General features: G+C 71.1%; 18 protein-coding genes. 4 read left to right on the forward strand and 14 right to left on the reverse strand.

Translation table 11 applies throughout. From position 1 onward, the window contains the following. Positions 1–183 precede the first annotated feature (183 nt). Entirely contained in the window at positions 184–1,425 is a 1,242-nt protein-coding gene (locus FHY02_RS09340; protein ID WP_183921664.1) for an alginate export family protein, read from the reverse strand. Between the two features lie 152 nt (positions 1,426–1,577). On the opposite strand from FHY02_RS09340, the gene FHY02_RS09345 reads away from it, so the two are divergent. Beyond that, a complete protein-coding gene (locus FHY02_RS09345; RefSeq protein ID WP_221198581.1) occupies positions 1,578–3,383 on the forward strand; it encodes a methyl-accepting chemotaxis protein in 1,806 nt (601 codons plus the stop codon). A gap of 40 nt (positions 3,384–3,423) precedes the next feature. Here FHY02_RS09345 and FHY02_RS09350 read toward each other — a convergent pair whose 3' ends face one another. The 8 genes from FHY02_RS09350 to FHY02_RS09385 form a co-directional block, all read right to left on the reverse strand. Next, on the reverse strand, positions 3,424–4,617 hold the full coding sequence (locus FHY02_RS09350; RefSeq protein ID WP_183922027.1) for a multidrug effflux MFS transporter: 1,194 nt from the start codon (positions 4,615–4,617) through the stop codon (positions 3,424–3,426). Positions 4,618–4,788: 171 nt separating this feature from the next. Further along, positions 4,789–5,928, reverse strand: coding sequence for a metallophosphoesterase (locus tag FHY02_RS09355; RefSeq protein WP_221198582.1), 1,140 nt, complete (start codon positions 5,926–5,928; stop codon positions 4,789–4,791). Between the two features lie 47 nt (positions 5,929–5,975). Continuing rightward, positions 5,976–6,962 (reverse strand): nitronate monooxygenase family protein, encoded by a 987-nt coding sequence (locus FHY02_RS09360; RefSeq protein ID WP_183922029.1) that lies wholly within the window; start codon positions 6,960–6,962, stop codon positions 5,976–5,978. Between the two features lie 642 nt (positions 6,963–7,604). Then, complete coding sequence (locus FHY02_RS09365) at positions 7,605–7,877, reverse strand: hypothetical protein (protein ID WP_183921665.1); 273 nt, start codon at positions 7,875–7,877, stop codon at positions 7,605–7,607. A 138-nt stretch (positions 7,878–8,015) separates the two neighbouring features. After that, positions 8,016–9,053, reverse strand: a complete 1,038-nt coding sequence (locus tag FHY02_RS09370) for a response regulator (protein ID WP_183921666.1) — start codon at positions 9,051–9,053, stop codon at positions 8,016–8,018. Positions 9,054–9,060: 7 nt separating this feature from the next. Continuing rightward, positions 9,061–9,510 (reverse strand): response regulator, encoded by a 450-nt coding sequence (locus FHY02_RS09375; RefSeq protein WP_183921667.1) that lies wholly within the window; start codon positions 9,508–9,510, stop codon positions 9,061–9,063. Then, positions 9,507–11,030, reverse strand: coding sequence for an ATP-binding protein (locus FHY02_RS09380; RefSeq protein WP_183921668.1), 1,524 nt, complete (start codon positions 11,028–11,030; stop codon positions 9,507–9,509). The genes FHY02_RS09375 and FHY02_RS09380 overlap by 4 nt, the downstream gene beginning before the upstream one ends. A 55-nt stretch (positions 11,031–11,085) precedes the next feature. Next, positions 11,086–13,443, reverse strand: coding sequence for a PAS domain-containing protein (locus FHY02_RS09385; protein ID WP_221198583.1), 2,358 nt, complete (start codon positions 13,441–13,443; stop codon positions 11,086–11,088). A 103-nt stretch (positions 13,444–13,546) separates the two neighbouring features. On the opposite strand from FHY02_RS09385, the gene FHY02_RS09390 reads away from it, so the two are divergent. From FHY02_RS09390 to FHY02_RS09400, 3 genes are all read left to right on the forward strand, one after another. Continuing rightward, positions 13,547–14,875, forward strand: a complete 1,329-nt coding sequence (locus FHY02_RS09390) for a sorbosone dehydrogenase family protein (protein ID WP_183921670.1) — start codon at positions 13,547–13,549, stop codon at positions 14,873–14,875. 54 nt (positions 14,876–14,929) lie between these two features. Further along, positions 14,930–15,070 (forward strand): lmo0937 family membrane protein, encoded by a 141-nt coding sequence (locus FHY02_RS09395; RefSeq protein ID WP_183921671.1) that lies wholly within the window; start codon positions 14,930–14,932, stop codon positions 15,068–15,070. Between the two features lie 96 nt (positions 15,071–15,166). Next, positions 15,167–15,310 (forward strand): lmo0937 family membrane protein, encoded by a 144-nt coding sequence (locus FHY02_RS09400; RefSeq protein WP_183921672.1) that lies wholly within the window; start codon positions 15,167–15,169, stop codon positions 15,308–15,310. Between the two features lie 96 nt (positions 15,311–15,406). On the opposite strand, the gene FHY02_RS09405 is transcribed toward FHY02_RS09400, so the two are convergent. From FHY02_RS09405 to FHY02_RS09425, 5 genes are all read right to left on the reverse strand, one after another. Next, positions 15,407–16,240, reverse strand: coding sequence for a protein phosphatase 2C domain-containing protein (locus FHY02_RS09405; protein ID WP_183921673.1), 834 nt, complete (start codon positions 16,238–16,240; stop codon positions 15,407–15,409). A 28-nt stretch (positions 16,241–16,268) separates the two neighbouring features. Beyond that, on the reverse strand, positions 16,269–17,654 hold the full coding sequence (locus FHY02_RS09410; protein ID WP_183921674.1) for a dihydrolipoamide acetyltransferase family protein: 1,386 nt from the start codon (positions 17,652–17,654) through the stop codon (positions 16,269–16,271). A 6-nt stretch (positions 17,655–17,660) separates the two neighbouring features. Continuing rightward, on the reverse strand, positions 17,661–18,665 hold the full coding sequence (locus FHY02_RS09415) for an alpha-ketoacid dehydrogenase subunit beta (RefSeq protein WP_183922030.1): 1,005 nt from the start codon (positions 18,663–18,665) through the stop codon (positions 17,661–17,663). 204 nt (positions 18,666–18,869) lie between these two features. Continuing rightward, positions 18,870–20,147, reverse strand: coding sequence for a 3-methyl-2-oxobutanoate dehydrogenase (2-methylpropanoyl-transferring) subunit alpha (locus FHY02_RS09420; protein WP_260172830.1), 1,278 nt, complete (start codon positions 20,145–20,147; stop codon positions 18,870–18,872). A 90-nt stretch (positions 20,148–20,237) separates the two neighbouring features. Next, complete coding sequence (locus tag FHY02_RS09425; protein WP_183921675.1) at positions 20,238–21,617, reverse strand: APC family permease; 1,380 nt, start codon at positions 21,615–21,617, stop codon at positions 20,238–20,240. Positions 21,618–21,638 lie beyond the last annotated feature (21 nt).

Here is a 21,638-nt window from a genome sequence, read left to right on the forward strand (position 1 = left end):
GTCGGAACGCGACACCGAAACAAAATGAAACTGGCGTCCTTCAATCACTTAGCCGATATTCTCGGGGCCGCGCTCATCCGTGAAGGACCGGTTGCTGTTGCCGTATCGGGAGGGGCCGGGTCGGGGAAAGCCGATCTGAGCGCGGCGCTCTGCTTCTTCCCGGCGACACCGGCCCGTCTCGCGTCACAATGCCCAGGTGAGCTCCAGCCACAGTTTCTGCGTGTCGGTGGCGAAGCCGTCCGCCCGGTACGTGGCGTAGCGCGCCGAAACGCCGTAGCGCGCCAGCTTGGCCGAGGCGAGCAGGTCGACCTCGTCGCCGTAGCGGCGGTCGACGCGCTCGGCGTCGAAGCGGTGGTACACCGCCTGCACGCCCACCGCCTTGAACGCACCCAGCTTGGGCCAGCCCCAGCCCAGGCTGCCGTACAGGTCGCGCACGCCGTCGGGCGGGGTGGTGGTGAGCCTGTCCGCCCAGCCCTGGAACTTGAAGATCGAGGCGAGCGGCGTCTGGAACGAGGTGAGCGCGGTGCCGTTGCCCGCGCCGAGCACCTCATAGCCCGCGCCGACGTGCAGCGCGTGCACGTCCAGCGCACCGTCGACGAGGTAGTAATCGGCGCGATAATCGTTGGGGTTGCGGTGATAGTCCGACTGGGTGGCATAGCTCAGCTGCCACGAGCCCTTCACCTTGGGCGCGAGCGCGCGCGACCCCACCAGTCGCGCGCCGTAGCTCTGGCTCGACAGGCGATAGCCCTGCACCGCGGCCTCGTCCTGATCGATCAGATAAGCGAAGCCGGTCAGCGTGCCGAGCGGCGTGTCCTGCGCCAGCAGCGCGAAGACGTTGTCGCCGTCGATCGCGGTCGGCTTGGCGCCGCGGCCGTTGATCCCGCTGGGCGTTCGCACGCTCCATGCATAAGTGAGGTCGGCACGCAGGTGCTTGGTCAGGCTGAGTTGGCCGCGCACCGCGTCGAACGAGCGCGAATTCTGCCGGATCGCGGCGGCGCCGACGAAGCGCTCGTCCTCCAGCCCGATCTTCTGGCGCCCGCCGGTGAGCGTGAGCGGCGCCGACTTGTACTGCAACTGCGCGCGGTACAGCGCGATATTCTCCGGATCGCCGACCGTGGGATAGCCAGCACCGTTGCCGACGGTGTCGTCATAATGGTCGACGATCGCTAGATTGCCCTGCGCCTCGACCAGCGCCGACCACGGCCCGCTGCTCGCCGCCACGCCGCTGCGCACGCGGATCGTCACCGCGTCCGCGGCGCGCGCGATACCGTCCTGCTCGACCCGCTCGTAGCGCAGGCGCACGTCCTCGGTCGGGGTGAGTTTGATCGGGTCGGCGAGCGCGGGAGCGGCTTCGAGCGACAGCGCGGAAGGCGCCGCGAGGGTGGCCGCGGCGAGGCGGCGGGTCAGCGGTGACAGGTGAACCATGCCCCGTCAGTAAGCGCGCCGGCTTGCGATGTAGTTAACACGGAGCACGGAGCGGATAGCGTGAAATATGCGGGATAATAAGTCTTTGGTCGCAAAGTTAGTCGGCCCTTAACTCCGCGCGGCTACCACGTCACGATCGCCAGGAGAGCTTCGTGACCATTCGTAATATCGCTATCCCCCGCAAGCTCGCGCTCGCCTTCGCGGTGTTGATCGCGACCTTCTCGATCGTCAGCCTCGTGGTCTTCGCCAACGTCCGCACGCTCCACCAGGTGGCGGCGACGCGCGACGAGGCGAAGCTCGCCTCCGACCATGCCGACGACATGCTCAATGGCGTGGTCGAGGGGCAGAGCGCGGTGCGCGGCTATGTGCTTCTCGGCAAGCCGGCCTTCCTGGACACCTACAAGGAGAATGCGGCGGCGATCACCGCCGCCGCGGCCGAGTTCAATCGCCACGCCGCGCGGCACGATCAGGCCGAGCGCGTGCGCCGCTTCCTCGCCGCGGTAGAGACATGGCAGCGCACCAAGGTGGAGCCGACGCTCGCCGCCTTCGCCGAGCCGGCGACGCGCGAGCAGGCGCGCGAGCTCGCCGGCTCCAAGCAGCTCGGCGCGATGCGCGACTCGATCAAGGAGATCCAGGCGGCGCAGCAGGCCTGGGTCGACCAGCAGGACGCCGCACAGCGCCACGCCGAGACGATGGTGACGCTGGCGCTCGCGCTCGGCGGCGCGATCGCGGTGGCGCTGGCGGGCACGATGGGCATGCTGCTGTCGCGTTCGATCGCGCGGCCGGTGGTGGCGATCGCTTCGGTGATGGAGGAGCTGGCCGCGGGCCGCCATCAGGTGGCGCTGCCCAGCGCCGACCGCCGCGACGAGATCGGCACGATGGCGCGCGCGGTGGCGGTGTTCCGCGACGCCGCGGTGGAGAAGGCGCGCGACGAGCAGGAGCGCCAGGCGGTGTTCGCCGAGGTGGGCGACGGCCTCGCGCGGCTCGCCGACGCCGATCTCGCCGCGCGCTTCAGCGGCTTCCCGCCCGCCTATGCGAAGCTGGAGCAGGACTTCAACGCCGCGATGGACGCGATGGCGCAGGTGATGGGCGCGGTGACCAGCGCCACCAACGGCATCAACGACGGTGCTGCCGACATTCGCGCCGCCTCCGACGATCTCTCGCAGCGCACCGAGCAGCAGGCCGCGAGCCTGGAGGAGACCGCCGCGGCGATGGAGGAGATCACCTCCACCGTGAAGGAGACGGCGGCGAGCGCGGCGCAGGCCAACAAGACGGTCGAGGCGGCGCGGGTCGAGGCCGAGCAGTCCGCCGAGGTGGTCGAGCGCGCGGTGGCGGCGATGGGCGGGATCGAGCGCGCCTCGAGCGAGATCGGTGAGATCATCGGCGTGATCGACGCGATCGCCTTCCAGACCAACCTGCTCGCGCTCAACGCAGGGGTCGAGGCGGCACGAGCGGGCGACGCGGGCAAGGGCTTCGCGGTGGTCGCCTCCGAGGTGCGGGCGCTGGCGCAACGCTCCGCCGAGGCGGCGCGCGACGTGAAGGGCAAGATCACCGCCGCGACCGGTCAGGTCGACGCCGGCGTCACGCTCGTCAACGCCGCGGGCGACGCGCTAGCGCGCATCAGCGCGCGCGTCGGCGAGCTCAGCGGGCTGGTGCGCACCATCGCCACCGCCGCCGAGCAGCAGGCGACCGGGCTCCAGCAGGTCAACACCGCGGTGGCCGAGATGGACAACGTCACCCAGCAGAACGCCGCGATGGTGGAGGAGGCGACCGCCGCGGCGCGCAGCCTGGCGGTGGAGGCCGACTCGCTGGCGCAGCAGGTGTCCCGCTTCCGCGTCGGTGCCGCACCGCGCGCGGCGAGCCCGGTCCACCAGTTGCAGCAGCGCGCCGCGGCCGGGGTACGCCGCCTCGCCGGCGCACGTGCGACCGCGGTGACCGACGACTGGTCGGGGTTCTGACGACGAACTCCTCCCCGTGCCGGGGAGGATTGTCGGTCCCTCACCCCATCCGCGCGCGGAACAGCTGACCGCCCTCGATCACCCACACCAGCGCCAGCACCGCGACCCCGATCGCGAGATATCCCAGCGCCAGCGGCAGCGTCGTCCCCGCGTAAGACTGGCCGATCGCGCTGCCCACCAGCACCGCGCCGATGCTGGTGATGAAGCCCTGCACCGAGGAGGCGGTGCCCGCGATATGCCCGACCGGCTCCATCGCCATCGCGCCGAAGTTCGAGCCACACAGGCCGATGCAGGTCATGCTAAGCGCCTGGAAGACGATGTAACTTACCAGCGTCTCCCATCCCGCGGTGATCACCAGCAGGTGCAGCACCGACAGCGCGATCAGCGCCAGCACCGCCGTCTGCGAGATCAGCCGGGTGCCGAGCCGCTCGACCAGCCGGCTATTGGCGAACGAGGCGCAGCCCATCGCACCCGCGCACAGCGCGAACAGCAGGGTGAAGCGGTCGCCCGCGCGGAACTCGTCGACGAAGATCTGCTGCGCCGAGGACACGAAGGCGATGATCCCGCCGAACGTCAGCGACGCCGCCACGGCATAGCCGGCGGAATAGCGGTTGGTCAGCGTCTGGCGATAGTTGGCGCGCAGGTTGGCGGTCGAGATGGCGACGCGCCGCTCGGCCGCCAGCGTCTCGGGCACGCGCAGCAGCGTCCAGCTCAGCACGAAGGCGGCGAACCCGCCGAGCGCGTAGAAGATGAAGCGCCACGGCCCGAAGGCGAGCAGGCCCTGCCCCAGCGTCGGCGCCATGATCGGCACGATGAAGAAGATCATCTGCGCGATCGACATGGTCCGCGCCATCTGCCGACCGGAGGCGGTGTCGCGCACGATCGCCACCGCCAGCACGCGGGTCGAGGCCGACATCAGTCCCTGCAGCAGGCGCGCGCCGAGCAAGGCGGGGAAGGTGGCGGCGCTCGCCGCGAAGACGCTGGCGGCGACGAAGCCCACGAGCGTCACGATCAGCACCGGGCGGCGGCCGTAGCGGTCGGCGAGCGGGCCGTAGAGCAGCTGCCCCAGGCCGAAGCCCATCATATAGACGGTGACGATCCACTGCCGGTGGTTGGCCGCGCTCACCGCCAGGTCGTGGCCGATGTCTGCGAGCGCGGGCAGCATGAGATCGACGCCGAGCGCGTTCACCCCCATCAGCGCCGCGATGAAGGCGACGAATTCGCGCGGGTGCATGCCCTGCGGCGCGGGGTGCGGGTGCGGGGCGGAAAGGGACGTCATGCCTGCCCTATCGTCCTCCCCGCCGCAGTGCACAAGCGGCTGACGGGGCTAGATTCCGAGGGCTAGGGCCTGATCCGGGCAGTCGAACCGTGCCGCGGCGCAGGTCGGCCAACCGACACGGTCCGCCTAACCCGCGCGCCGCAGCGTGATCCGCGTCATCTCGGACGGGCGTCCCAGCCGCAGCGCGAAGCCGGGCCACAGCGCAGTGCCGTTGCTGACGTACAGCGTCATCGCGCCGACCTGGTAGCGGCGCGACACGAAGCCGTCGTTGCCGCGCGCCACCAATCGGTCGAGCCCGACGATCATCCCGCCGTGCGTGTGCCCCGAGAGCTGGAGCGCCACGCCGCGCGCCGCCGCGGCGCGGGCGTTGCGCGGCTGGTGGTCGAGCAGCACCACCGGCACGCCCGCGGGCGTGCCCGCCAGCGCGGCGGCAAGGTCAGGCGCAGCGTGTCCGGTTGCCGCCGCCGAGGCATCGGTCACGCCGGCGAGCACCAGCCGCTCGCCGCCGCGCTCCAGCACGGCGTGCGCGTTCGGCAGCAGCCGCACACCCAGGCCGGCGAGGTGCCGCATCCAGGCGTCGTAATCGAAGAAATATTCATGGTTGCCCGGCACCGCCCAGATGCCGTCGGGCGCGCGCAGCGCGGCGAGCGGAGTGACATCGTCGCGGCGCATCGCGACCGAGCCGTCGATGAAGTCGCCGGTGACGACGACAAGGTCGGCGCCCGCGGCATTGGCGCGCGCCACCATCGCCTCGCCCCAGCGCGCCGGGAACAGCCTGCTGAGGTGCAGGTCGCTGAGCTGGAGCAGCCGATAGCCGTCGAAGCGCGGCGGCAACCCGGCGATGGCGACGGTCACGTCGCGCACCGGCGGCTGGCGCAGCGCGTTGGCGACGCCGATCGCCGCGAGTACCGCCGCCGACGCCGCGGCGGCGTAGCGCGCACGGTCGGGCAGGGTCGTGCCGCGGCGGACCAGCTGCGCCACCAGCAGCCCGAGATCGAGCAGCAGCTGGAGGGCGAACAGCAGCACGATGGCGCCGAACGCCCAGTTGAACAGCACGATGATCGCGCGGGGGAACTCGGGCGCGAACACCGAGCCGGACGACAGTTTGCTCCAATAATGAAACTGCGACGCGGCGAGCAGCAGCACCGCGACCCCGCCCTTGGCCCAGAGCGGCAGCGCGAGCGGCCAGAGCGTGCGAACGACGACGTAGAGGCAGGGCGTCGCGAAGATTAGATGGAAGATCGTGGGTCTCCTCGCCCGCCCCAACCAGCGACGCGCGCCGACGTTGCATCACGCGTCAAGCCGCGGACATGTCAGCCGGCGCGGCGCTCCAGCGCGTGCGCCGCCTCGGCCATCAGCGCGGCGATGATGTCGGCGATCGGCTCCTCCTTGGTGACCATGCCGACCGACTGGCCCGCCATCACGCTGCCGTGCTCGACGTCGCCGTCGATCACCGCGCGGCGGAGCGCACCCGCCCAATAATGTTCGATCTGCAGTTGCGCCTCGGCCATCGCGACGCGCCCCTCGTCGAGCGACGAGGCTACCTCGCGCTGCTTGGCGGTGAACAGCTCGCCGCCCGCATTCTTGAGCGCGCGCACCGGGATCACCGGCAAGCGCGGGTCGATCTGGACGCTGGCGACCGCGTCGCGCGCGCTGGCGCGGATGAACGCCTGCTTGAATTTCGGATGCGCGATCGACTCGGTGGCGCAGACGAACCGCGTGCCGAGCTGGACGCCGGCCGCGCCCATGTCGAGATAGCCCGCGATCGCCTCGCCGCGCCCGATCCCGCCGGCGACGAACACCGGCACCTGGCCCGCGATCTCGGGCAGCATCTCTTGCGCGAGCACGCTGGTCGAGACCGGGCCGATATGGCCGCCCGCCTCCATCCCCTCGATCACCAGCGCGTCGACGCCCGAGCGGATCAGCTTCTTGGCCAGCGCGAGCGTCGGCGCGAAGCAGATCACCTTGGCGCCGCCGGCCTTGATCGCCTCGAGCGAGCCCTTGGGCGGCAGGCCGCCGGCGAGCACGACATGGCCGACGCCGTGGCGCGCGCACACCGCGATCAGCTCCTCCAGCGCGGGGTGCATGGTGATGAGATTGACGCCGAACGGCTTGTCGGTGAGCGACTTGGTGCCGGCGATCTCGGCGTCGAGCAGCTCGGGCGTCATCGCGCCGCAGGCGATCACGCCGAAGCCGCCGGCGTTGGACATGGCGGCGACGAGGTGGCGCTCGCTCACCCACGACATCGCCCCCGCCATGATCGCCACCTCGCTGCCGAGGAAAGCGGCGCCGCGCGCCATGCGGCGGGCGAGGCGCGCGGCGCCGCTCGCGGCGTCGGTGGCGGGAGCGGCGGCGGGAGCGAGCGTGTCGGTCATGCCCTGCCCTAATCACCTCGCGCCACGACGGCAATCACCCGCGCCGCGGTGGGGCGAAGGCGAAAGCTGTTCGCCCAATTTTTCCGCGCCTTCGCCGCGCCGATCGGCTTGCCCCCGCTACGAGAAGAGGCAGTGGACGGGCGAGCGAGGGACGGGCGATGCCGAACAAAAAATGGCCGCGGCGACAGCGCGCCGCGCTGCTGATCGTGCTGGTCGCGGCGAGCTGGGTGCTGCTCGCCGGCGCGATCGCGCTGGCACTCACGCTGCTTCGCTGACCGATGACGAAGCCGCTGAACCAAAGCGGGAAAATATGAAAAATGCGTCAGTGCGACTCGCTTTTAGCGGCGCGACCGTTTGCGTAATCTGCCCGGACAACATCGGGAGGGGATGATGATGAACGGCATGATGTCGACGCGTCGGCGTTACTCGGTGCTCGCGGTGCTGACCGCAGCGAGCTGGGCCACGGTCGCGGTGGCGGCTGAGATGGTGTTGCAGTTGGCGCGCTGAGCCGCGCCGTAGATGGGTCGGCGCGGTTCCCGGGGGGGCACCGCGCCGACCGACCTTCGATCAGTTGCTGTCGCTATTGTCGTTGTTATCGTCACCATTGTCGGCGACGAGCAGCACGATACCGGTCAGCGCGGCGAGGATGCCGATGCTGATCAGCGTGGTGGTCGGCACCTCGGCGCCGATCTTGCTGGCATTGGCGCTGCCGCTGGCGGCGCGTGCCGAGCGCGCGACCGAGAGCGAGGAGGCCGGGTTGGCGGCGGGCGCGGCGACCGCGGCGGCGGGCAGCGCGAGCATCGCGGCGACACCCGCGACCAAGTTGATGAGACGCGACATTCGGTGATCTCCCTGACGGCGCCACCTCTGCGCGCGGCGCGTGGGACTTCCTAGAACAGGCTGTTGTTGCAGTCATTTGACAATTGCGGCGGGTGGGACGGGCAACGTCCTCCCCGCTCGTCGGGTAGCGCCTGCCCTTTACCGGATCGCTGCTGCCAGCACCGCGCGTGTGCCGGGGTGCGCGGCGTCATAGTCGAGCGCGGCGTCGAGGCTCTGCGCCATGGCGCGGATCAGCCGCGACCCCACGCCGGTGCCCTTGGGTCCATCGTCGCCGATGCCGATCCCGTCGTCCTCCACCACCAGGCGGAAGCGCAGCTCGCCGTCGCGCGCCAGCGCGATGCGCACCTCGCCGTCGCCGCCGGGATAGGCGTATTTGCAGGCGTTGCTCACCAGCTCGGTGACGATCACGCCGAGCGACACCGCCCGGTCGGTCGGCAGCCGCAGCGGCTCGGCGGCGAGGCTCAGCCGTCGCGGCGCCTCGCTGGTGGACCAGGTCGCGCCCAGCTCCTCGATCAGCTGCGCGAGATAGTCGCGCATCTCGACATGCTCGACGTCGTCGCCGGTGTAGAGCCGGCGGTGGACCTGCGCGATCGCGCTGATGCGCCGCTGCGTGTCTTCCAGCGCGGCGCGCGCGCCCGGATCCTCCAGCGCGCTCGACTGCATCCGCACCATCGCCGACACGAGCTGGAGCGAGTTGGCGACGCGGTGGTTCACCTCAGCCAGCAGCGCCTCCAGCCGCGCGTTGCTGGCGCGCAGCTCGGCTTCGGCGCGGGTCTTGAGCGCCTCGACCTCGGTGCGCGCTAGCACCTGGCGGAAAGTGGCGTCGAGCAGGTCGAAGAAGTCGTCGCCCGGCGTCTTCACCACATAATCGGCCGCGCCCGCGCGCAAGGCCGCCACCGCGACCCGCGTCTCCTCCGACCCGCTGACGTAGACCACCGCCGGGGGCGTGGGCAGCGCGTGGAGCCGCTCGAGCGTCTCCAGCCCGTCGATCCCCGGCATATAGTGATCGACGGCGACCAGGTCGAAATGCTCGGCCGCGGCCGCCGCCACCCCCGCCTCGCCGCCGTCGGCGGTGGCGACCTGATAGCCGCGCCGCTCGAGCGCGCGACTCACCAGCCGGCGGATGCCGGCGTCGTCGTCGATGTAGAGGATGCGGGTGCCGGCGGCGATGGTCACAGGCCGCTCAGTTCGCCCCGTCGAGGTCGGGCACCTGGATCACCGAGAGGAACAGCCCGAGCTGGCGGATCGCCTGGGCGAAGCTCTCGTAGTTCACCGGCTTCGTGATGTAGACGTTGGCGCCGAGATCGTAGCAGCGCTGGATCTCGCGCGAATCGTCGGTGGTGGTCAGCACCACCACGGGGGTGCGCTTGACCGGGCCGTCGCTGTTCTTGATCCGTGTCAGGATGTCGGTGCCGCTCATGTCGGGCAGGTTGAGATCGAGCAGGATCAGCGCCGGACCGCTCAGCGCAGGGCCGACCGGATCGTTGAAGATATAGTCGAGCGCGCTGGTACCGTCGGTGAAGTGACGGATCTCGTTGAGAATGCCGGCGCGCCGGATGTTCTTCTCGATGAGGCGCGCGTGGCCCTCGTCGTCCTCGATCATGACGATGCCGACCGACTGATGCGCGTTCATTCGTTTTTACCCTGCCCTTCAGGACGTTGCGACTCCAGCGTCAGTGGTAGTGATAGCGTGAAGGTCGCGCCCTGTCCCAGGTTGGACTCGACGCTGATCGTGCCGCCCAGTCGAAACACCAGCGCGCGCACCGTGGCGAGCCCGATCCCCTCGCCCGGTCTGTCCTGCGCGCCCGAGCGACGGAACAGGTCGAACACGCGCGCATGGTCGCGCGGATCGATGCCGCGGCCGTTGTCGGCGATGGCATAGATCACCCGCTGCGCCTCGCGGCGCCCACTCACCGTGATCCGCCCGGGCACGCCCGGGCGCAGGTACTTGACCGCATTCTCGATCAGGTTGGAGAACACCTGGTCGAGCGAGAAGCGGTCGCTGATCACCTCGGGCAGCGTCCCCGCCACGTCCAGCGTGGCCTCGACGTCGGCGAGCCGGTGCGCGAGCGTGTCGCGGATCTGGCCGACCAGCTGCGCCACGTCGATCCGCTCGGCCGCGAGCTGGCGCCGGCCCTGCCGCGAGAGCTGGAGGATGGCGTTGATCAGACGGTCCATCTTCTGCGTCGAGGCGCGGATGAAGCCGATCGCCTCGGGCAGGTCCTCACGCGCCGACAGCCGCGCCTCCTCGCTGAGCAGCTGCGGCGCCTCGGCCTCGACCGTATCGACCAGCGCGCCGAGCTGGCCCGTCGCCGCTTCCAGCTCGGCGGTGAAGCCCATCACGTTGACCAGCGGCGAGCGCAGGTCGTGGCTGACGATATAGGCGAAACGCTGGATCTCCTCGTTGGCGCGGGTGAGATCCTCGGTACGCTCCGCTACCATCTCCTCAAGGCTGTCCGCCAACGACTGGGTGGCGTCGCGCGAGCGCGCCAGGTCGCGCGTATAGGCCAGCACGGTGAGCAGCGCGACCACCGCCAGCGCGGCGAGCAGCACCGCGGCGAGCACCAGCACCGCGTAGAAAGCGCGCTCGGTGACGCGCAGCTCCCGGTCGCGGATGGCGAGCAGGCGACGTTCCTCACGCGCCATGCGGTTCATCAGAAAGCGCACCGCGCGCATGCTGCTCGCCTCGGTGTCGGCGCGAAAGGCAGCGAGGGCGGCGCGCTGGTCGCCGCGCTCGACCAGCGCCATCGTCTCGGCGCGACGCTGCGCCAGCGCGCCGAGCTGAAGCTGGAGCCCGGCGAGATTGTCGCGCTGGCGCGGATTGTCGGCGGTGAGTCGCGCCAGCGTCACCAGCCGCTGCGGCAGCTCGGCGGTGGCGCGGTGATAGCCCTCGCGGTAGGCCGCGGTGGCGGGGGCGAGCAGTGCTCCGCGCCGCGTCGCCTCGGCCTCCTCGATCACGCGGCGCACTTCCAGCACCGCCTTCTCGACCTCGTAGGTATGGACCACGGCGCGGGTGTGCACCTGGTTCTGCCGCGTCACCCAGGCAGCGCCGCCGCCCGCGGCGAGCAGCGCGAGGAAGCCGGGCACCAGCAGCGCGGTGAGCCGGGGTGCGATCTTGCCCTCGGGCGGCAGGAGGAATCGGGGCGTGGCCACGGCGCCGGCGGTTAGCGCGCGCGCGCGGCTTAGACCAGCCGCGACGCGCGACGGCTCATCCCTCGGCCGAATGCGCCGAGACCGGCAGGGCGATCGTGCAATGCGCACCGTCGCGCTCCAGCGTCAGCGCGGTGCGGGCGCCGAGCTGATAGGGCAGTGCCTGCTCGATCAGCTCGCGCCCCTGCCCGCCGCCGCTCGTGGCGCCCCCCGCCGCGGGCATCGCCACGCCGCGCTCGCGCCAGTCGATGTGGAGCCACGGCCGCAGGCCCGGCCCGGCCGGCTCCAGCCGCCACGTCACCGTCAGTTGCCCGCCGGGCTGCCCGAGCGCGCCATATTTCACCGCGTTGGTGGCGAGCTCGTGCAGCGCCATCGCCAAGGTCTGCACCGTCGAGGAGCGCAGCCGGACTCCGGCGGGGCCGTCGAGCGTCGACCGCTCGATCCCGCCCATCGCGGTCAGCTCGCTTCGCAGCAGGTCGTCGAAGGTGACCCGGTCGACGTCGTTGAGCCGCGACAGCAACGCCTGCACGCGCGCCAAAGCGTCGAGCCGGTCGGTGAAGCGCGTGCGGAAGTCGGCGAGGTCGGTGCTCGTCCGCGCCATATTGTCCGCGATCGAGCGCACCACGCCCATCAGGTTGCGCGTGCGATGCTGGAGCTCGGCGATCAGCACCGCCTGGCGCTCCTCCCACTCGCGCCGGTCGGTGACGTCGACCATCGCGCCCACCATGCGGATCGCGCCGTCGGCGTCGTAGAAGAAGCGGCCGCGCGCGTCGTGCCAGCGCACGGTCCCGTCGCGCCGGACGATGCGGAACTCGCGGCTATACTCGCTATGCCCCTCCATCGCCGCGCGGAGCGCTGCCTCCACGCCGGCGCGATCCTCCGGGTGCAGCCGGTCGCGCCAGGCCTCGTAGCTCGGCTGGATCTCGCCGACCGCGAAGCCCTGCATGCGGAAATGCTCGTCGGACCAGTGCACCTCGCCGGTGCGGACATCCCAGTCCCACAGTCCGAGCCGACCGACCTCGACCGCGCTGCGCAGCCGCTCCTCGCTGCGCCGCACCGCCTCGGCGGCCTGCCGCACCTCGGTGATGTCCTCGCCGATGCCGCCGATGAGCGTCACCGCGCCGCCGTCGCGGATCGGGAAGGCCGTGTCGCGGATCCAGCGCGTCGCGCCGTCGACCGGGCGGTGGAGGCGGTAATCGAAGCTGACATGCTCGCCACCGCGCACGCGCGCCATCGCCGCCTCGGCCAGGGGGCGGTCCTCGGGGTGGACGAGATCGAGCCAGCTCTGCGCCGCGTCGCCCGCGATCGCGCGGTCGGGGCTCAGCCCGTAGACGGTCTCGAACGCCGGGGTGAGATATTCCCAGCGCAGCGTCGCCGCGTCGCGGATCCACAGCACGTCGTGCGAGGCCTCGCCGAACTGGCGCAGCCGCTCTTCGCTCTGGCGCAGCCGGTCCTGCGCCGCGGCGTCGCGGAGCCGCAGCAGCTCCTCCTGCGCGTTCTTCCAGGCGCCGATGTCCTTCGTGGTGGTGGCGACGCCGTCGTCGAGCTTGACGACGGTCTGGAGAAACCAGCTGTCGAACTGCTCGTGGACATAGTGGCGCTCGTCCTGGCGCGGCTCGCCCGTCTCGGTGACGTGCTTGAAGGTAGCGAAGATCCCTTCCTCGATCACCCCGGGATTGCGCTCCAGCAGGCTCTGGCCGCGAACCTCGCCATAGGTGCTCTCGGAGGTGTGGTTGTTGAGCAGCCAGCGGAAGTCGACGATCTCGCCGCGCTCGTCGCGCACCGCCTCGAACACCTGGATCATGTCGGTCGAGGCGTCCATCGTCGCCCGCAACAGGTCGCGCCCGCGCGCCAGCTCAGCGGTGCGCTGGCGCAGCACCAGCGCGCTCGCGGCGAACTGGGCGAGGCTGGTGAGCAAGCGCGCGTCCTCCCGGTCGAAGGCGCGGTCGGGCGCGTGGGCGAGCAGCCACAAGGTGCCGGCGGCGCGGCCGTCGCGGTGGAACGGCACGAGCAGCAGCTCGCGTACGGGCGGGTCGAGCGCGGCACCCGCGAACAGCTCCTGCGGCCGCTCGAACAGCAGCGCCGCGTCGCGCGCGATCGCGACCCCGCACGGGCTGGCGTCGAGCGGCATGCCGCCGCCGCGATAGCGCGCCCAGGCGCCCGACAGCGCGTCCCAGCGGAAGCCGTTCGGCTCACGCAGGCTGACCCCGGCCGAGCCGGCCATCCCGTGCGTGACGATCTGGTCGGTCAGCCGCTGGAGCAGCTCGGCGGGATGGTCGGCCAGGTCGTGCGCGAGCGCCGAGAGGATCGCCGCCTCGGTGGCATGGTCGGGCGCGCGCGCCGGGCGCGCCGCGAGCGCGTCCGCCGCCGCTGCCCCGCTCGCCCCGCTCGCCCCGCTGCTCGATCCGCCGTGCATCGCGCTCCTCCCCCCGAGCCGCGCGACGCTACACCGGTGCGGGGGTCGGCGGCAACGCACGCGACGGTGGCGCGGGCCGCGGCTTGGCCCTACATCCGGTGGCATGCGCAGACACATCCTCGCCGTGCTCGGCCTCCTTGTCCTCGCCGCGATCGGCGTCGTCGCCTATCTCGCCTGGCCCGACGCCGCACGGCTCGACGTGGCCGCGGTGAGCGGCGCGCGGCCGACGATCACGCCGCCGCGCGAGCAGACGCTGCCCACGGTCAAAACTGCCGACCCGATCGGCTGGAAGGCGGGCGAGGCGCCGACGCCCGCGGCAGGGCTGCGCGTCGCCGCCTTCGCCACCGGGCTCGACCATCCGCGCTGGCTCTACCGCCTCCCCAACGGTGACGTGCTGGTGGCCGAGACCAACTCGCCGCCGCGCGAGGGTGGTGGGATCCAGGGTTGGGTGATGCGCCACCTGCTCGGCAAGGTCGGTGCGGGCGGCCCCTCGGCTAATCGCATCACGTTGCTGCGCGACGCCGACGGCGATGGTCGCGCCGAGACCCGCACCGTGTTCATGACCGGGCTCACCTCGCCCTCCGGCATGGCGCTGTTCGACGGCCAGCTCTACGTCGCCAACACCGACTCGCTGGTGCGCGTGCCCTATACCGAGGGCGCGACCAGCATCACCGCCAAGCCCGAGCTGGTGGTGAAGCTGCCCGGCGGCGGCAACCACTGGGCGCGCAACGTCATTCCGGCCGAGGATGGGCGCACCCTGTACGTCTCGGTCGGCTCGGCCTCGAACGTCGCCGAGGGCGGGTTCGCGCGCGAGAAGTTCCGGGCCGCGATCCTCCAGGTCTATCCCAAGGAGAAGACCTTCCGCGTCTTCGCCACCGGGCTGCGCAACCCCAACGGCATGGCGCTGGTCCCCGGCACCAACCGGCTGTGGACCGTGGTGAACGAGCGCGACATGCTCGGCTCCGATCTCGTCCCCGACTATCTCACCGCGGTGGAGCTGGGCGACAACTTCGGATGGCCCTGGTATTATTGGGGCGGCTACGTCGACACGCGGGTGGAGCCGAAGAACCCCGAGCTGCAGCAATACGTGAAGCGACCCGACTATGCGCTGGGCCCGCACGTCGCCGCGCTGGGGCTGAGCTTCGCGGGCGACGCCAAGCTGGGTGGGCAGTTCGCGCAGGGCGCCTTCGTCGGCGAGCACGGCTCGTGGAACCGCAAGCCGCTGTCGGGCTACAAGGTGGTGTTCGTGCCGTTCGACGCGGCGGGCTGGCCGGTGAAGGGGGCCAAGCCAGCCGACGTGCTGACCGGCTTCGTCACGCCGGACGGCGACGCGCACGGCCGGCCCGTCGGCGTGATCACCGACCGCACCGGCGCATTGCTGGTGGCCGACGACGTCGGCAACGCGATCTGGCGAGTCACCGCGGCGCGCTGATCCGGGCGCGCCCGTCCGCGCTATAATGAGCGTGGATCGAGCGCGGAGTGAGCGATGCTGTGGACGACCGTCGTCATCCTGGTGATCCTGTGGCTGCTGGGCTTCAGCTTCCACCTCACCCATGGCTTGATCCACCTGCTGCTGGTGATCGCGCTGATCGTCGGTCTGGTGCAGCTGTTCACCGGCCGCCGCTGAGCGGCACGCGCTTTTGCCTGTAACGAATTGTTGCCGGGGCGCGGAACAGTAGCCCGGCAGCGAGTGTTTTCCTCTCCCAACACAGGAGGTACTTCGATGCTCTGGACGATCGCCGTTATTCTCCTGGTGCTTTGGCTGCTGGGCTTCAGCCTTCATGTCGCCGGCGGGTTGATCCACATCCTGCTCGTGGTGGCGATCATCGTCGGGCTGGTGCAGCTGTTCAGCGGCCGCCGAGTGTAGGAGGCGTAACCCCGATAACGGTCGTGCGCGTCATCCCGGGCTCGACCACGGGATGACGAACGTGGATGCGGCGTTCCGCTAAGGCGACCGCCTCTTTCACAGCCGAGGGTGCGGCCCCACCCGTACCCATAACGCCGTGGCATCGTCACTTCGCTTGAAACGCGGGAAGCGTCGGCAGTCGGCGTCGTCCCGCTCGATCGCGCGCAACTCCTCGGCCAACGCCGCCATCCCCCGCGTGCGCACCGCCGCCATCAGCCCCGGCGCGTCATACGCGTCGTAGCTGTCGACCAGCGCGGCGAAGCCGTCGCTCATCAGAAGCAGACCGTCACCCGGCGCGAGCGCGACGCGGGCGTGGTCGGTCGCGGCCGCCGCGGCCGCAGCGTCGACGCCGAGCACGCGCCGCCCCGGTCGCTCGCGCGCGGCGCGACGATCCGCGATCATCGCCGGCGTCCGCACGCCGCCGAGCGCCTCACCCAGTGCCGCCGCCTCGGCGCTCTCCGCCGCGCGGTCGGGTGCGGGGGTGAGCCAGTCGACCGCACCGTCCGCGCGCGCGCGCAGGATCGCGCAGTCGCCCGCCCAGGCCACCTCGAGCGAGTCGCCGACGAGCTGGATCGCCGCGAACGAGGCGCTCGGCAGTTCCCACGCGCCCGCGGGTTCACGCCGCCGCTCGGCCGCGTAGCGCGTCGCCACGGTCTCATACACCGAGGCGCAGGTGGCGCGCAGGTCGGCGGCCTCGCCCAGCCCGAAGGCGGCGTCGGCGGTCGCTGCTAACCAGGCCGCGCCACCCCGATCACCGAGCAGCCCGGGCGGAGCGAGATCGGTGGCGCCGTCGATCACCCAGGCGCAGCGCGCGCTCGCGCCGGCGCGGTCGTCGTTGGGCGAGGCGCTGTCGCCGCACAGGCTGATCGACTGGAGCAGGTCGAGGTGCATGGCCTCGACCCTAGCCGCGCCCGCCGGCTCAGTCGACGAAGAGCAGCGCCGGCGCCTCGATAAGCCCCTTCAATGCCTGCACGAAGCTGGCCGCATCGTGCCCGTCGACCACGCGGTGATCGCAGCTGATCGAGAGATTCATCAGCTTGGCCCTGCGGATGGCATCGCCGCGCCCGGCCTCTTCGGGGGCGACGAAGACGGGGCGCTCGACGATCTTGTTCGGGCCTATGATCGCCACCTCGGGTCGGTTGATCACCGGCGTGGTCGCGATCCCGCCGAGCGGGCCTAGCGAGGTGAGCGTGATCGTGCCGTTGCCGAGCTCGTCGGGGCGCAGCTTGCCCGCGCGTGCCGCGGCGGCGAGTCGCGCGATCTCGGTGGCGAGCTGCCAGACGTTGCGGTCCTGCGCGTCGCGGATCACCGGCACGGTCAGCCCGGCGTCGGTCTGCGCCGCCATGCCGAGATGGACGCGGCCGTGGCGCGTCACCACGCCGGCCTCGTCGTCGTAGCGCGCGTTGAGCATCGGGAAGTCGGGCAAGGTGCGGCACAGCGCCACGATCAGCAGCGGGAGCAAGGTCAGCTTGGGCCGCTCGCCGCGGCGCGCGTTGAGCTGCGCGCGCAGCGCCTCCAGCGCGGTGACCTCGATCTCCTCGACATAGGTGAAATGCGGGATGTGGCGCTTCGCCGCGGCCATGTTCTCGGCGATGCGGCGGCGCATGCCGATCACGCGGACCTGCTCGTCGTCGCGCGCGCGGCTCACGTGGGGCGGGTGGTAGCCGTCGCCACCGCCGTAGCGGAGGAAAGCGTCGAGATCGGCGTGGCGAATGCGATCGCCCTCGGCGACGCGGACCCGCGCGAGGTCGACGCCGAGGTCACGCGCGCGGGCGCGCACGGCGGGGGAGGCGAGAACGGGGCGACCCAAATCCTCCCCGGAACGGGGAGGGGGACCGTCAGCCGAAGGCTGATGGTGGAGGGGGGGCTCCGCGGGCGGAGCGGCAGCTGGAGGGAGCTCCTCCGCCGGCAGCGTTCGGGGAGTCCCCCCTCCACCACGCCCTGCGGGCGCGGTCCCCCTCCCCGTCCCGGGGAGGATTTGGCTCTCCTCCACTCCCGGATTCTCCGCTTCGAGCGTGTCCTCCTGCACCGCGGGCGGCACGTCAGCGGCATCCGCTCCCTCCCCGTCGGTCTCGATCACCACCAGCGGCGCGCCGATCGAGACCTGGTCGCCGACCTCGCCCGCGCGCTCGACCACCACGCCCGCGACCGGGCTCTCCATCTCGACCGTGGCCTTGTCGGTCATCATGTCGGCGAGCTGCTGGTCTTCCTCGACGCGATCGCCGACCTGGACGTGCCAGGCGACGATCTCGGCCTCGGAAATGCCCTCGCCGATGTCGGGCAGCTTGAAGGTGAAGCGCGCCATGTGGGTTTAGTCCTTGAGAATCTTCTTGAGCGCCTGGCCGATCCGCACCGGGCCGGGGAAATAGGCCCATTCCAGGCTGTGCGGGTAGGGCGTGTCGAAGCCGGTGACTCGCTCGACCGGCGCCTCGAGATGGTAGAAGCAGCGCTCCTGCACCAAGGCGGCGAGCTCGGCGCCGAAGCCGCCGGTGCGCGTCGCCTCGTGCACCACCATGCAGCGGCCGGTCTTCCTCACCGAACGCTCGATCGCTTCGATGTCGAGCGGGACCAGCGTGCGCAGGTCGATGATCTCGGCGTCGACGCCGGTGTCGGCCACCACCTGTGCGCAGACGTGCACCATCGTGCCGTAGGCGAGCATCGTCACCGCATCCCCCTCGCGCACCGTCTTCGCCAGGCCGAGCGGGACGGTGTAATAGCCCGTCGGCACCTCGCCGCCGGGATGCTTCGACCAATTCTCCGCCGGGCGGTCCCAATGGCCGTTGAAGGGGCCGTTGTAGATCCGCTTGGGCTCGAGGAAGAGCACGGGGTCATTGTCCTCGATCGCGGCGATCAGCAGCCCCTTGGCGTCGTACGGGGTCGAGGGGATCACCGTCTTGATCCCCGAGACGTGCGTGAAGATGCCCTCGGGCGACTGCGAGTGCGTCTGCCCGCCGAAAATGCCGCCGCCATAGGGCGAGCGCACCGTGATCGGCGCGGTGAAGTCGCCGGCCGAGCGATAGCGCAGCCGCGCCGCCTCGGAAACGAGCTGGTCGAGCGCGGGATAGATATAATCGGCGAACTGGATCTCGGGCACCGGGCGCAGGCCATAGGCGCCCATGCCGATCGCGACGCCGACGATGCCGATCTCGGTGATCGGCGTGTCGAACACGCGGGTCTTGCCGTACTTCTTCTGCAGCCCCGCGGTGGCGCGGAAGACGCCGCCGAAATAGCCGACGTCCTCCCCCATCACGATCACGTCGGGGTCGCGCGCCATCATCTCGTCCATCGCCGAATTGATCGCCTGGATCATGTTCATGCGGGTGGTGGTGGGGGTGTCGATCGCGTCGGTCATGTCAGTATCCAAATCCTCCCCGCTCGCGGGAAGGGGGACCGCGACGCGAAGCGGCGTGGTGGAGGGGGCTCTCCACCAGCGCTGTCGTCCGCGGAGAGCCCCCTCCACCACCACGCTGACGCGAGGCGGTCCCCCTCCCCGTTCTGGGGAGGATTGGGAGTGCCATCGTCACGTCCGCGCCCATGGCCGGCCGCTCGCGGCTTCCTCGTCGATCATCATCTGGCGCTGCTCGCGCAGGTGCCAGGGCATCTCCTCGAACACGCCGTCGAACAGCGAGTCGAGCGGCTGCGCCAGGCCGTGGCCGAGGATGCCATTCGCCTCCGCCGCCTTCTGCGCGGCGCGGACCTCTTCGGCGACCGCGCGGTCCATCGCCTCCTGCCGCGCCTCGTCCCATTCGCCGACCGCGACCAGATGGTCCTTCAGCCGGCGGATCGGGTCGCCCAGCGGCCAGGCGTTCGGCTCGCCGGTGGAGCGATATTGCGACGGGTCGTCGGAGGTGGAGTGGCCCTCGGCGCGATAGGTGAAATGCTCGATCAGCGTCGGCCCGACGTTGGTGCGCGCGCGCTCCGCCGCCCAGAGTGTCGCGGCATAGACCGCGAGCGGGTCGTTGCCGTCGACCCGCAGCCCGGCAATGCCATAGCCGATCGCGCGCGCCGCGAAGGTGGTCGCCTCCGCCCCGGCGAAGCCCGAGAAGCTCGAGATCGCCCATTGGTTGTTCACGACGTTGAAGATCACCGGCGCGCGATAGACGGTGGCGAAGGTCAGCGCCGAGTGGAAGTCGCCCTCCGCGGTGGAGCCCTCGCCGCACCAGGTCGCGGCGATGCGCGTGTCGCCCTTGGAGGCCGAGGCCATCGCCCAGCCCACCGCCTGGGGATATTGCGTGGTGAGATTGCCCGAGATCGAGAAGAAGCCGAAGCGCTTCTCCGAGTACATGATCGGCAGCTGCTTGCCCTGCAGCTTGTCGCCGGTGTTCGAGTAGATCTGGTTCATCATGTCGACCAGCGGGCAGCCGCGCGCGATCAGCAGCCCCTGCTGGCGATAGGAGGGGAAGCACATGTCGTCGGCGTCGAGCGCGTGCGCCGCGGCCACCGCCACCGCCTCCTCGCCGAGCGACTTCATGTAGAAGCTGGTCTTGCCCTGACGCTGCGCGCGGAACATGCGCTCGTCGAAGGCGCGCACCGTCGCCATGTGGCGCAGCATGCGGCGCAGCGTGTCGGGGCTGAGCCGCGGGTTCCACGGCCCGACCGCCTGGTGCTGCTCGTCGAGCACGCGCACCATCGTATAGGCGAGGTCGGTGAAGTCGCGCGGCGGCGCGGCGGTGTCGGGGCGCGGCGCGGCGCCCGCGGGCGGCACCTCCAGGTCGCCGAAATCGGCCGCGTCGCCGGGGCGGAAGCGCGGCTCGGGGACGTGCAGCGTCAGCGGCTTCAGGTTGCGGGCGTCGCCCAAGGTCCACTCTCCTCGCCGCCCGATTGGGTCCGGGAGGCTTCGTCGCGGCTTGTAATTATATTTCAAGCGAAGCGGAAGCCCCTTGATGCTTTACCTGGACCTCGCGCCTGTCGCGTCGAACCGGTTCAGCGTCGCGCGGGTCACGATCCCGATCGCCAAGAGGCCGGCGCTCACCGCGCGTCCCGTGCCGCCGACGTGCACCATGCTCGCGACGAAGATGGCGCCGGCCGCGGCGGTGAAGACCATCGACAGCAGCGGTGCGAGCGGCGCGCGGTACGGCCGCGGCATGCTGGCGCGGCGGACGCGCAGGATCGGCAGCGCGGCGCCGCTCAGCGTCAGGAACAGCCAGTAGACCGGCGCCATATAGTCGACCATGGCCGCGAAGCCCGCGGGCGTGCTGGCGCCCCACAGGATCAGCGGCAGCGTGAGCGCGACCTGGCACCGCACCGCCGCCGGCGCGACCCCGCGCGCGCTGTCCCACCGCCCCAGCCGCGCGAGTGCCGGCGTGTCGCCCGCGAGCGCGGTGAGCGTGCGCCCGCCCACCAGGAACAATGCGTTGAGGATCGCCGCGGTCGCCACCACCACCGCCGCTACCATCGCGATCTCGCCGGCCGGTCCGAGCGCGCGGCGCATCACCGCCGCCGCGGGCGCGGCGCTGGTGGCCAGCCCGGCAGGTCCGAGTACGGTCAGGTAAGCCCAGTTGGCGATCAGGTACAGTGCGGTCACCGCCGCCATGCCGCCGACCAGCGCATAGGTGATGTCGCGCGGGCGCCGCACCTCGGCCGAGAGCGTCGCCGCGTCGTTGAAGCCGCCGTAAGCGAGCATCACGTAGATCATCGCGGTGCCGACGCCGCCCGGGCGCGGCATCGTCCCCGGTGCGGGAGCATCGACGCCGCGCAGCCACACCCCCGCCCCGCCCAGTGCGAGCAGCGCGATGATGACGAGCGCGACGAGCACCACCTCGCCGCGCACGCTCGTCGCCAGCCCGCGCAGATTGAGCAGCCCCAGCAGCAGCACCGCCGCCACCGCGACCGCCGCCCGCGCAATGGATCCCATCGGCACCAGCGCGGCGAGATAGTCGGTGCTCACGAACGCGAGCATCGCCGCCGAGGCGGTGAAGATTACCGTGAAACGCGACCAGCCGAACAGGAAGGCGATCGTGTCGCCAAAGGCTTCCTTGAGGAAGCGATAGTCGCCGCCTTCGTGCGGGAAAGCGGTGCTGAGCTCGGCGTAGCAGAGCGCGCCGGCGAGCGCGACCATCCCGCCCGCCAGCCACGCGGCATATATCGCGGGCGCGCTGCCGAGCGCGGCACCGACCGCCGCCGCAGAGCGGAAGATGCCCGCGCCCACCACCATCCCGACCACCACCGCCCCGGCCTGCCACGGCCCGGGCGCATGGCGTGCCCGAACGCCCGTGCCCGGGGCGTCGGCCCGCTCGTATTTTTCCGGTGTTCCCGCTGGCTCGGTCATCATCCCCTCATAGGATGGGAG

The organism is Sphingomonas sp. BK069 (assembly GCF_014193405.1).
Taxonomy (GTDB): domain Bacteria; phylum Pseudomonadota; class Alphaproteobacteria; order Sphingomonadales; family Sphingomonadaceae; genus Sphingomonas.